Origin of the sequence: Pseudoduganella sp. OTU4001 (assembly GCF_038440195.1) — a bacterium.
In the GTDB taxonomy this organism is placed as follows: domain Bacteria; phylum Pseudomonadota; class Gammaproteobacteria; order Burkholderiales; family Burkholderiaceae_D; genus Rugamonas.
Genome location: NZ_JASATG010000006.1, coordinates 57,092 through 68,447 on the forward strand (window position 1 = coordinate 57,092; position 11,356 = coordinate 68,447).

Annotated in this window: 14 protein-coding genes and 2 tRNA genes; 6 read left to right on the top strand and 10 right to left on the bottom strand. The window is 61.3% G+C overall.

The window, feature by feature from the left end; translation table 11 throughout:
- Positions 1-10: 10 nt before the first annotated feature.
- The 7 genes from AAHE99_RS07640 to AAHE99_RS07670 all read right to left on the bottom strand — a co-directional run bounded on the left by AAHE99_RS07640 (position 11) and on the right by AAHE99_RS07670 (position 5,414).
- On the bottom strand, positions 11-583 hold the full coding sequence (locus AAHE99_RS07640; RefSeq protein ID WP_342116136.1) for a hypothetical protein: 573 nt from the start codon (positions 581-583) through the stop codon (positions 11-13).
- Positions 583-1,638, bottom strand: coding sequence for a PilW family protein (locus tag AAHE99_RS07645; protein ID WP_342116137.1), 1,056 nt, complete (start codon positions 1,636-1,638; stop codon positions 583-585). Before AAHE99_RS07645 ends, AAHE99_RS07640 begins: the two co-directional genes overlap by 1 nt.
- 11 nt (positions 1,639-1,649) lie before the next feature.
- A complete protein-coding gene (locus AAHE99_RS07650; RefSeq protein WP_342116139.1) occupies positions 1,650-2,216 on the bottom strand; it encodes a type IV pilus modification PilV family protein in 567 nt (188 codons plus the stop codon).
- Entirely contained in the window at positions 2,210-2,659 is a 450-nt protein-coding gene (locus AAHE99_RS07655) for a GspH/FimT family pseudopilin (RefSeq protein WP_342116140.1), read from the bottom strand. Before AAHE99_RS07655 ends, AAHE99_RS07650 begins: the two co-directional genes overlap by 7 nt.
- Before the next feature lie 4 nt (positions 2,660-2,663).
- Positions 2,664-3,056 (bottom strand): type IV pilin protein, encoded by a 393-nt coding sequence (locus tag AAHE99_RS07660; RefSeq protein WP_342116141.1) that lies wholly within the window; start codon positions 3,054-3,056, stop codon positions 2,664-2,666.
- 152 nt (positions 3,057-3,208) lie between these two features.
- Entirely contained in the window at positions 3,209-4,525 is a 1,317-nt protein-coding gene (locus AAHE99_RS07665) for a dicarboxylate/amino acid:cation symporter (RefSeq protein ID WP_446728904.1), read from the bottom strand.
- Between the two features lie 94 nt (positions 4,526-4,619).
- Positions 4,620-5,414: a 3-hydroxybutyrate dehydrogenase gene (locus tag AAHE99_RS07670; protein ID WP_342116144.1), complete on the bottom strand. Its 795-nt coding sequence runs from the start codon at positions 5,412-5,414 to the stop codon at positions 4,620-4,622.
- A 65-nt stretch (positions 5,415-5,479) separates the two neighbouring features.
- Here AAHE99_RS07670 and AAHE99_RS07675 point away from each other — a divergent pair, with 65 nt between their 5' ends.
- Genes AAHE99_RS07675 through AAHE99_RS07685 form a run of 3 tightly spaced genes read left to right on the top strand, consistent with a single transcriptional unit; the run spans position 5,480 to position 8,988 of the window.
- Positions 5,480-6,361 (top strand): alpha/beta fold hydrolase, encoded by an 882-nt coding sequence (locus AAHE99_RS07675; protein ID WP_342116145.1) that lies wholly within the window; start codon positions 5,480-5,482, stop codon positions 6,359-6,361.
- Between the two features lie 10 nt (positions 6,362-6,371).
- Entirely contained in the window at positions 6,372-6,719 is a 348-nt protein-coding gene (locus tag AAHE99_RS07680; protein WP_342116146.1) for a RidA family protein, read from the top strand.
- A 19-nt stretch (positions 6,720-6,738) separates the two neighbouring features.
- Positions 6,739-8,988: a RelA/SpoT family protein gene (locus AAHE99_RS07685; protein ID WP_342116148.1), complete on the top strand. Its 2,250-nt coding sequence runs from the start codon at positions 6,739-6,741 to the stop codon at positions 8,986-8,988.
- Here the strand turns inward: AAHE99_RS07685 and AAHE99_RS07690 are convergent.
- A complete protein-coding gene (locus AAHE99_RS07690; RefSeq protein ID WP_342116150.1) occupies positions 8,957-9,346 on the bottom strand; it encodes a hypothetical protein in 390 nt (129 codons plus the stop codon). The genes AAHE99_RS07685 and AAHE99_RS07690 overlap by 32 nt on opposite strands.
- Here AAHE99_RS07690 and AAHE99_RS07695 point away from each other — a divergent pair.
- Positions 9,345-9,761 carry a hypothetical protein gene (locus tag AAHE99_RS07695; protein WP_342116152.1) on the top strand — a complete coding sequence of 139 codons (417 nt, stop codon included), beginning with the start codon at positions 9,345-9,347 and terminating at the stop codon, positions 9,759-9,761. The two genes, AAHE99_RS07690 and AAHE99_RS07695, sit on opposite strands and share 2 nt — an antisense overlap.
- Here AAHE99_RS07695 and AAHE99_RS07700 read toward each other — a convergent pair.
- Positions 9,701-10,168, bottom strand: a complete 468-nt coding sequence (locus AAHE99_RS07700) for a hypothetical protein (protein WP_342116153.1) — start codon at positions 10,166-10,168, stop codon at positions 9,701-9,703. The genes AAHE99_RS07695 and AAHE99_RS07700 overlap by 61 nt on opposite strands.
- Entirely contained in the window at positions 10,165-11,064 is a 900-nt protein-coding gene (locus tag AAHE99_RS07705) for a cation diffusion facilitator family transporter (RefSeq protein WP_342116154.1), read from the bottom strand. Before AAHE99_RS07705 ends, AAHE99_RS07700 begins: the two co-directional genes overlap by 4 nt.
- 78 nt (positions 11,065-11,142) lie before the next feature.
- On the opposite strand from AAHE99_RS07705, the gene AAHE99_RS07710 reads away from it, so the two are divergent.
- Positions 11,143-11,219 (top strand) — tRNA-Val (locus tag AAHE99_RS07710).
- 29 nt (positions 11,220-11,248) lie between these two features.
- Positions 11,249-11,325: transfer RNA gene (locus AAHE99_RS07715), tRNA-Val, on the top strand.
- The last annotated feature ends 31 nt before the right edge of the window (positions 11,326-11,356 follow it).

Consider the following 11,356-nt stretch of genomic DNA (forward strand, 5'->3'; position numbering starts at 1 on the left):
GGGGTAGAAATTATTTACAGCTGGTGTCGACGTTGTCGGTCTTGACGCGGACGCCGACACCTTGCACGACTTCCACCTTGGACGCCACTTGCTGGTCTTCGCTGGTGGCAGTGATTTCCCATGTGCTGTCGGCGCACAGGGAATTGCCGGTAACGCTGCCGGTGCCGGCCATGCCGAAGGTGTTGCCGGTGCCGACGGTACAGTTGCGGTCGTCCTCGATGGCCAGGTCGAGTTCGGTGGTCTTGATGGTGCGCGCCTTGACGCAGGCCGGTTTCTGCAAGGTGGTCACGATATCGACTTTGCCGTCGCCATTGATGTCGTGGCAGCGCTTGTTGCTGTCGCCGCAAGGTGTGGCCAGCGCGTCTTCCGGCGTTTCGAAGAAGCGCGTGCCGGAGATGGCTTCGTCCAGCACGCGGCGGCTGGCGGCGATGCCTTCGTCGCGGTTTTGCATATTGTTGACGACCTGGATGCTGGACTTGCCCAGGTTGAAGCTGCTCACGGCCAGCAGGGTAATCAGGACCAGCATGACCAGGGCCATGATCAGGGTCATGCCGCGCTGCCGCTGGAGGACAGGGGAGTTCATCAGGATTTCCTTCCAGCCACGTTAGGCAGGCCGATCACCGAAGTGAAGACATGGCGCTTGTACTTGTCGCGCTTGGCGTTGATGACGTTCTGGCGCCCGTTGTCATCCAGGCCCAGCACGTAGGACTTGGTGTCGGTGTGCGTTACCGAAGGGCTCAGCGTGCGCGCCAGCAAGTGCAGCTTGACCGACACCACATTGCTCCAGTTGGCCACGGCGCAGGCGCTGGAGGCGCAGCCGCCGGCTTTCTCGACGTCGGGCGTGTAGATGTCGGCCACGCCGTTATTGTCGGTGTCGATGCCATATTCGACCTGCATATTCTCAATGCCTTCGGCCAGCGGCACGATCTGCACCGAGACCACGCCATTCTTGCTGACGACTTCCGCGCGCTTGAGGGTAGGAATGCCGTCGCCCGCCATGCTGTTGTTGGCGATGAAGTAGATGTGGGTCAGCAGCCGGCGCAGATCGGCGAGGCTGCCGCTGCCCGGTGTTTCAGTGCAGTTGCGCTTGTGCAGCGTGAAGCCGGTGGCCAGCGCCGATACCTGGTAGTGCTTGGTCAGGTCGGAGGAGCCCAGCTCATAGCTCTGGTTGCACAGCGAGGCCTGGAAGAAGGGGCCGCCTTCGGTGGCGGCATCGCAATCGGCGGCACCCACCACGCAGGTGTGGGTGTGGCGCACCACCATGATGTCGGTCTTGGTGCGCACGTCTGCCAGGCAGTCGATCGGGTTCTTGTCGTCATAGCCCTGGACCGCCAGCGCAATGGCGCCGCGGATCACCGCGATATCGGTGGAGCAGGGGTCGGGCGGCGCCGCCGGCATGGTCAGCACGGCCGGGTCGAACTCGGCGTAATAGCCGGCATTGCGCACGTCGCCGGTCATCAGCTGCATGGCGTAGCGGCCGTTTTCCACCTGGCGGTTGGCGCGTTCGATTTCCAGCTGGGCCTGGTTATTGCCCATGAAAAGGCTGGACAGGCCGGCCAGCAGCAACAGGCCGATGGCGACTGCCACCATCAGCTCGATCAGGGTGAAGCCGCGCTGGTGCGGTCGGTGCGGATACATGCGGGCGCTCCTCATTGGCAGTCCAGCAGGGGGATCATGACCTGGGCGGCAATCAGGCGGCGGTACTTTTCGTCGCCAAATTTGTTCTGGCCGCAGGTCAGGCTGGGCGCTTGCGTGGTATGCAAGCCTTGCCAGGTCACGGCAACCTGGTACACGCCGGGGGTGCAGACGCCCGCCGCGGGGTTGGCGGCCTGGATCTGGGTGATACAGCCGCGCGCGCCAATCATGGCGCCGACCTTGGTATTGCCGGTGTCGGTTTCCGCCGCGCCTTTCAGCGCATTGCTCCAGTCGCACAGGTCGCGCGCCGCGCCGGCGGCGACCGTGCTGCAGTCACTGGGCTGGGTGTCGCCAGTGCCGATCTCATTGACCAGGTAGGCGTTGCTGTTGAGTGGGTTGCCTTGCAGGCGGGCGGTCATATCGTCCAGCAGGATGACGGCCTGGGCGCGCTGGTAGGATTCGATGGAGCCGACCTGGGCCTTGGACTGGAACACCGCAATGCCCAGCAGGCCAAAGGCCAGGATCACAATCGTGACCAGCACTTCGATCATCGTGATGCCGTATTGGCGGTAGCTCAGCATGATTTGTTCTGGATGTTGGGGCGGCCGCCCAGGTCGATGGTGATGCAGCGCGCCTTGCCGTTCTTGGCGGCGATATTGAATTGCGGATTGCTGGCGCCACGGATACGGCCGGCCGACGTGAACACCAGGTCGGCGCTTGGCCCGGTGATGGTCAGGTTCGAACGGGTGCTGAAGCTGGCCAGCGCCGGTTCACCAGGGTTGGGGCTGGGGATGGTCCAGCCGGTGTTCCAGTTGGTGGAGGGTGTGATCCGGACATCGGCGTTGCGTTTGATGGCTTCGCTGCGCGCACGCAAGATGGTGGTGAACAGGTCGCTGGTGGTGCTCTTCATGCGCTGGTTGACCACCATTTCCTGCATGGACGGGACGCCCAGGCCTGCGAGGACGATGATGATGGCGACCACCGCCATCATTTCGATCAAACCAAAACCAGCTTCGCGTTTCATGGCATCACCACTTGTCGGCCGGCAGCTTGGCGCCCGCCTGGTCGATGCTGAGATTGCCATCCGGAGCCTGCTTGCTGCCTGCCACAGGCGTGGCCGTGATGGTGAAAGTCGGCGGCGGGCCGTCGCCGGTTACTATGCTGATAGTGTAAAACTTGGAGACCGCGGTGGGGGTGGTCATGTTCAGGTCGGCTACCGTGCCTTTGTAGGTGCGGGCGTCGGACAGGAATTGCTGCTGGCGCGTGGCCAGGTCGAGCAAATGCTGCTGGGCGGCGCTGCGGTTGCCGCGGATGACATAGCGGGAATAGGAAGGCATGGCGACTGCCGCCAGCACGCCGATGATCACGACGGCGACCATGACCTCGATCAAAGTGAATCCCCGGTGGCTCGGCTTTTTCATCCTGGCTCCCGATAATTTGATAGTTATAGTGGATTCATTCTAATTCCAATGTTTCCCCATGTCAACTTTTTGCCTGGGAGTCTTCGTTACATTTTAACCACAAAAGACAAGGGCCCCTTGCACGATTGCAAGGGGCCCCAGGGGTGCAAGGATTACTCTGCGGTGGCTGCCAGCGGCTCCTGCGCCAGTGGCTGGACCGGGGCGCTGGCGGGGCTTGGATTGGCCAGCTCACGCTGCAGGGTTTCCATGTCGAGTTCGCCTTCCCACTTGGCCACCACCACGGCCGCCACGCCATTGCCGACGAAGTTGGTCAGGGCGCGGCATTCGCTCATGAAGCGGTCGATGCCGAGGATCAGCGCCATGCCGGCCACCGGGATGGTCGGCACCACGGCCAGGGTGGCGGCCAGGGTGATGAAGCCGGCGCCGGTGATGCCGGAGGCGCCCTTGGAAGTCAGCATGGCGACGCCGAGGATGGTCAGTTGCTGCATCAGGGTCAGGTCGGTGTTGGTGGCCTGGGCCACGAACAGGGCGGCCATGGTCATATAGATATTGGTGCCGTCCAGGTTGAAGGAGTAGCCGGTCGGGACCACCAGGCCGACCACCGGCTTGGAGGCGCCCAGCTTTTCCAGCTTGCGCATCAGCGATGGCAGGGCGCTTTCGGAGGACGAGGTGCCCAGCACGATCAGCAGTTCTTCCTTGATGTAGGAGATGAAGCGGGTGATCGAGAAGCCGGTGTACTTGGCGATGGCGCCCAGCACGATGAACACGAACAGCGCGCAGGTCAGGTAGAAGGAACCCATCAGCTTGGCCAGCGGCAGCAGGGAGTCGATACCGTATTTGCCGATGGTGAAGGCCATGGCGCCGAATGCGCCGATCGGGGCGGCCTTCATGATGATGTTGACCATGCCGAAGAAGGCGTGCGAGATCTCGTCGATCAGCTTGGCCACCGGGCGGCCGCGCTCACCGAGCATCGACAGGGCGAAGCCGAACAGTACCGCCACCAGCAGCACCTGCAGGATGTCGCCTTTAGCGAAGGCATCGACCACGGTGTTCGGGATGATGTTCAGCACGAAGTCGGTGGTGGTCTGGGCCTTGGCCTTTTCCGTGTATTGGGCGATGGATTTGGTGTCCAGGGTGTGCGGGTCGGCGTTGAAGCCGGCGCCGGGCTGCATGAAGTTGGCGACGGCCAGGCCGATCACCAGCGCGAAGGTGGAGACGATCTCGAAATAGAGCAGGGCCTTGCCGCCGACGCGGCCGATTTTCTTTACGTCCTGCATGCCGGCGATGCCGCTCACCACGGTGCAGAAGATGACCGGGGCGATGATCATTTTGATCAGCTTGATGAAACCGTCGCCCAGCGGTTTCATTGCCACCGCGTCGGTGGGCAGGTAGATGCCGAGCAGGACGCCGCACGCAATCGCGAACAGCACCTGCACGTACAGGATTTTGTAGAACGGTTTCTTTTCCATGATGAGGACCCTCGTTTTGTCTCCGAATGTCCCCATCATGTCAAATGGGTTGTCTTGCCGCTATTGTGTCTATCCGCATTGTGGATTTCCACAATTACTGTGCCACCCAGCCCCCATCCATATTCCACGCCACGCCGCGCATCTGGCGCGCCGCGTCGGAGCACAGGAACACCGCCATCGCGCCCAGTTCCTCCGGCGTGACGAATTCGCCGGACGGCTGCTTCTCCGCCAGCAGGGCGGCTTTGGCGGCCTCGTTGGACAGGCCATCTTTTTCGGCGCGCGCATCGACCTGCTTTTGCACCAGCGGCGTCAGCACCCAGCCCGGGCAGATCGCATTGCAGGTAATGCCGGTCTTGGCGGTTTCCAGCGCGGTGGCTTTGGTGAAGCCCACCAGGCCATGCTTGGCCGCGACATAGGCCGATTTGCCGGCCGACGCCACCAGGCCGTGCACCGAAGCCAGGTTGATGATGCGGCCCCAGTTGCGCGCCTTCATGTGCGGCAGCGCCAGGCGCGTGGTGTGGAAGGCGGAAGTCAGGTTGATGGCGATGATTGCGTCCCAGCGTTCGGCCGGGAAGTCTTCGACATTGGCCACGTGCTGGATGCCCGCGTTGTTGACGAGGATATCGACGCCGCCGAAAGTGCTCGCCGCATAATTCATCATGGCCTCGATTTCAGCCGGTTTGCTCATGTCCGCGCCGTGGTAGCCCGCCAGCACGCCGAATTCGGATGCCAGCGATTCCTGCAATTTGGCGATTTCGCCGGCGTCGCCAAAGCCGTTCAACACAATATTGGCGCCTTCCGCCGCCAGGCTGCGGGCGATGCCCAGGCCAATGCCGGACGTGGAGCCGGTGACGAGTGCGGTTTTGCCGCGCAGAGTGGTGCTGCCCATTAGGTCCCCTATAATTTGTTAGCCAATGTAGAATGTAGCGCAAAAACCAAGGAGCGAGAAGCCGCATGCCGCAAGCGAAAATCAAATCCGTCCAGTGTTTCTCCATGTCCGGCCTGCACCAGATGGCATATAAGGAATGGGGCGACGAAGACAACCCGAATGTACTGGTTTGCGTGCATGGCGTGACCCGTGTTTCGGACGATTTTGACAATCTTGCACAGTCACTGTGCAAGGATTACCGTGTTGTTTGCCCCGATGTGGTGGGCCGCGGCCGCTCCGGCCACTTGCGCAATCCGCAGCTGTACCGTATTCCGCAATATGTGAGCGACATGGTGACCCTGCTGGCGCGCGTGCTGGCCAAGGGCGAGCGCCAGACCGTGGACTGGTTCGGCACCTCGATGGGTGGCCTGATCGGCATGGGCCTGGCCTCGCTGCCGGACAGCCCGATCAGCAAGCTGGTACTGAACGATATCGGCCCGACCCTGGACTGGACCGCGATCCAGCGCATCGGCGACTACATCGCGCAGGACGTGCGCTTCCCGAGTTTTGAAGCGGGAGCGGAATTCGTGAAGATGGTGTCGGTGACCTTCGGCCAGCACACCGATGAAGAATGGCGTAAGCTGGCGGCTGACGTGCTGCGCCAGGAAAAAGATGGCTCCTGGGTGCGGCATTACGACATGGGCCTGGCGCTGCCGTTCCAGTCGGTGACGCCGGAATCGGCCAAGGCCGACGAGGCGGCGCTGTGGGCGGCTTACGATGCGATCCGCTGCCCGACCTTGCTGGTGCGCGGCGCCAATTCCGACCTGCTGTCGCGCGCGACCGCCGAGATGATGACGCAGCGCGGCCCGCACGCCCGCCTGGTGGAAATTGCGGGCGTTGGCCACGCGCCGACCTTCCTGCACGACGACCAGATCGCGATCGCCAAAGATTTTTTGTTGAACAGCTGAAGAGAGAAGAATGGAACTTAAACGTTTTCACGTAGGTAAGCGCTTGTCTGAAATGGCCGTCCACAACGGCACCGTCTACCTGGCCGGCATGGTGCCGAACGTCGGCGGCAGCATCCAGGAACAAACCGCGGACGTGCTGTCCCAGATCGACAAGCTGCTGGCTGAAGCGGGCAGCGACAAGTCGCGTATCCTGATGGCGCAGATCTATATCACCGACCTGGCCAACTTCCCGGGCATGAATGAAGTGTGGGATGCCTGGGTCGTCGAAGGCAACACCCCGCCGCGCGCCACTGTGGTTGCGCAACTGGCCCGTCCTGAATGGCTGCTCGAGATCGTGGTGACGGCCGCCCAACACTAAAGTAGCAAAGGTTTTCGTAATGGTTTCAATCGCGGCTCTCAATAGCGCAACGACGGACCAGCTGGTACAAGGCTTGTCCGCCGACGACGGAGCGCGCGTGCTGGCCGCGCTTGATCATGCCAGCGAAGCGTACGCGGGCCGTACCACCGGCCACGGGCAGGATGCCCTGGAATTTGTCATTGGAGTGGCCAGCACACTGGCCATCCTGAACACCGATGCGGAAACCCGCATCGCTGCATTGATGTTCGAGCTTACCCTGCTCGACGCCGACACCGCCCCTTCCATCGAACCGCGCTACGGCAAGGAAGTCAACGATCTGGTCACCGGCGTGCGCCAGCTGATCCGCCTGCGCGAGCTGACGCTGGCGTCGTCCGGCAGTTCCGCGCGCACCAAGACTGCGGCGCAGCAGGCTGTCGCGCAGGTGGAATCGCTGCGCAAGATGCTGCTGGCGATGGCCACCGATATGCGCGTGGTGCTGGTGCGGCTGGCTTCCTGCTGTTCGACCCTGCGCTACTTCGCCGACATCAAGCGCTTCGACGACGTGACGCGCGCTTATGGCCGCGAGACCCTGGACCTTTACGCGCCGCTGGCGAACCGCCTCGGCATCTGGCAGGTGAAGTGGGAGCTGGAGGATCTGTCCTTCCGCTTCATCGAGCCGGAAACCTATAAGCGCATTGCGAAGATGCTGGAAGAGAAGCGCATGGCGCGCGAGAGCTTCGTCACGTCTTCCATTGCGCGCCTGCAATCCGAGCTGGAGTCGGCCGGCATCAAGGCCGAAGTGTTCGGCCGCCCCAAGCATATCTACTCCATCTGGAACAAGATGAAGGGCAAGGAGCTGGACTTCTCGGAGCTGTACGATGTGCGCGCCTTCCGCGTGATCGTGCAGGATGTGAAGACCTGCTATACGGTGCTCGGCGTGGTCCACAATATCTGGACGCCGATCCCGAAAGAATTCGACGATTATATTTCCCGTCCCAAGCCGAACGGCTACCAGTCGCTGCACACGGTGGTGACGGCGGACGATGGCCGTCCTCTTGAAGTGCAGATCCGCACCCAGGAAATGCACAACTTCGCCGAGTACGGCGTGGCGGCGCACTGGCGCTACAAGGAGGAGGGCGGTTCCAATTTCAAGGGCCAGCAGTACGACGAGAAGATCGCGTGGCTGCGCCAGTTGCTGGCCTGGAAGACCGAGGTTGCCGATGCGGTGGTTGGCAGCGAAGACCAGCAGCGCGAGTGGGTGGAAAAGCTCAAATCGGCTTCGCTGGATGACCGCATCTTTGTGCTGACGCCGCAGGCGCGCGTGATCGAGCTGCCGGTGGGAGCAACGCCGATCGACTTCGCCTATCACCTGCACAGCGACGTCGGCCACCGCTGCCGTGGCGCGCGGGTGGATGGCGTGATGGTGCCGCTGAATACGGCGTTGAAGAGCGGGCAAACTTGCGAAATTATTACCGCCAAGGGCGCGCCCGGCACCGCCGGCCCGTCGCGCGACTGGCTGAGTCCGGGCTATACCGTGTCGAACCGCACCCGCACCAAGGTGCGCGCCTGGTTCCATGCGATCGATATCCAGGAGACGGTTGCGAACGGCCGTTCGCTGGTGGAAAAATCGCTGCAGCGTGAGGGCAAGACTGCCGTCAACCTGGAAACCCTGGCGCAAAAGCTGGGCTTCGAGAAGGTGGAGGACCTGTTCCTTTCCGTTGGCAAGGATGAGTTCTCGCTGCGGCATGTTGAGCTGGCCTTGCGCGACCCGGGCGAGACGGACGAGGCTTCCACAGACCAGGTTGCAGTCAACAAGAGCCATAAGTCCAGTGTCGAGTCCGGCGCCAAGTCGGGCGTGCTGGTGGTTGGTACCGACGGCCTGATGACCCAGCTGGCCAAGTGCTGCAAACCGGCGCCGCCGGATCCGATCGTCGGTTTCGTCACGCGCGGCAAGGGCGTGTCGATCCACCGCGCTTCTTGCAAGAACTTCGCCGAAATGCGCGCAAAGGCGCCGGAACGGGTGATTGTGACGGAGTGGGGCAAGGCCAAGTCGGATACGGTGTTCCCGGTCGACCTGTTTGTCCTCGCTTCCGACCGCCAGGGTTTGTTGCGGGATATCTCGGAAATCTTCTCCCGCGAGAAGATCAACGTCATCGGCGTCAACACCCAGTCTGCCAAAGGCCAGGCCCGCATGACATTTACCGCCGAAATCAGCGCCACCAGCCAACTTCAAAAAGCGCTCGCAGCGATCAGCGAAGTTACCGGCATCCTCGAAGCCCGCCGCGCGTAATTCCCTCCAATTCCCGGCGCCACCCCAGCGTCGGGAACTTCTTCCTTTGTTCCGCGTCAAACTCCGTTCCAGCACCCCGCATTAAGCTGCCTGAATGGAGGGAAACATGCTCGACATTAAAAGTGATAAAGAAACCGACGATCTCATTTACCACGTGCTTAGCCGTCCGCCTTTGATTTGGTGAACTGTGGACCAGATTGCGCAAGAAGCCGATCTGCCTCGTCGGCGCGTACTCGAATTCTTGCGCGATACCGACAGAGATATTGTGCAGTCCAACTATACCAATGAGTTCGGCGAGGCGCGCTTTAGCACATGGGATCACTTCTACGCAATCGCGACCTTTTTGCAAAAGCTTCATGGATACCTCGGAACGGGCGTGGATTGATATGGCTAAACTGGTCGAGTTATTGGACTTTTGCGAAGGCGATAAACGCTGGACTCCAGAAATTGGACGGCCGCAATTATGGCTGCCGTTGCCAATTCGGCCGATATTAGGCGGTGGTTTGGCAGCTGAATATGTCGCGTCGGGAATTGCGCTTTCGCCGATTGTCGCCGGTCAACGTTGGGATGACCGCCCCGTTGCTGCTGAAGGCGGTCTTGCCGCGCCGGGCGAGGTGAAGTTTGTCGTGCCAATGGTTGGCGCGTTGCTGCCAACTCTTGGCGCGTGCTGCACGCGCAAGGGCCGTCGCGTGAGGCGGCCGGTGGAGGGTGCTCAGGTTTGCTCGCGCTTGGAGCCGGTGAATGTGTCGAATATGGCGCGGTGGGATTTGTAGGACCAGGCGTCGTCGCGGGAATAATACTCCGCGACCCATTTCTGTAAATGCGCCAGCATGGCATCCTGCTCGGCAGCGGATGCGTATTTATGCGGCTCCCAAGGCCGCCGCAGATTATTGGCGAGGCAAGCGTCAAGCCCAGGATTAAGGAATATCAGTTCACTGCAATAAGGTGCGGCGGCCTGGACTAATTCGCCATAGCAGCCTTCAATCACCCAATTCGTATTCGCCGCAATAAACTCATTGAGTGAATCCGCAATATCGGCAGCAGGGCGCTGCACAGCTATTTTCCCCGGCTCCCAGACAATAGAATCCAGGTCCAAATGTGCGAGACCATTTTGCGCGGCGGCAGCACGGGCAAATGTGCTTTTGCCGGAACCGGAATTGCCGAAGACAAGTAATCTCATGGTTCCGCCTGCAAAGTAATATGGTCAATACCATGCCGTGCACGCAGCATGGCTTTGACGCGATCCAAAATCGCCGGCCATTCCTGCAAGTCATCAATATGCAAATGGCCAATCAACGCCGGCTGGCCCGGCGACATTTCCCAAACGTGCAAGTCGTGCACCGACAATACGCCTGGCACCTCAGCCAGGTCGGCGCCGATCTGGGCGTAGTCGGCGCTGTCTGGCACACCTTCCATCAGGTGGTGGAAAGATTCGCGCAGCACGCCAATGGTAGATTTCAGGATAAGCAGCGACACCAGCAACGACAAGATCGGGTCGATCTGCATCCAGCCGGTCGCCATGATGACGCCGCCGGCGACCAGCGCCGCAACGGAGCCCAGCAGGTCGCCCAGCACATGCACCAGCGCCGCGCGGGTATTCAGGCTCTCCTTGTCGCGCGACAAACTCCAGGCCACCAGCAAGTTGATGCAGAAGCCGATACCGGCCACTACCAGCACGGTGCGCCCCTGTACCGGCTCCGGGGAAGCAAAGCGCTGCACAGCCTCGAACACAATCCATCCCACAACGAGCAACATTGCCAGGCCATTCACAAAAGCCGCCAGCGCCTCCGCGCGGCCGAAGCCGAATGAGTAGCGGGCGGAAGGGCGGCGCTTGGCGATCAGCTGCGCCAGCAGGGCCAGGCCGAGCGCAGCCGCGTCGGTCACCATATGCCCGGCGTCGGAAATCAGGGCCAGCGAGTTGGCGATAAAGCCCGACACCACCTCGACCACGGCAAAGCCCAGGGTCAGCGCCAATGCCATGGCAAGTGCGGCCTGGCTGCGGTGTTCGTTAAAGTGGGCGTGCTGGGCGTCGCCGTCCAGATGGGCGTGGAGGTGCGTGGAATCGTGGTTTTGCATGTGTCTGAATATAGCAGCAATGTTTTCTTGGGAAAACACTTGTCATGGGCGGAACACCTCTCTATAATGCTGGCTCTCGGGCGGTTAGTTCAGCTGGTTAGAATACTTGGTCGACATCCAAGGGGTCGGGGATTCGAATTCCTCACCGCCCACCAGAACATGTAGTACGATTGCAAAAGACAACGGGCGGTTAGTTCAGCTGGTTAGAATACCTGGTCGACATCCAGGGGGTCGGGGATTCGAATTCCTCACCGCCCACCAGACACTTTGTAAGAGCGAGAAAGGCACACCG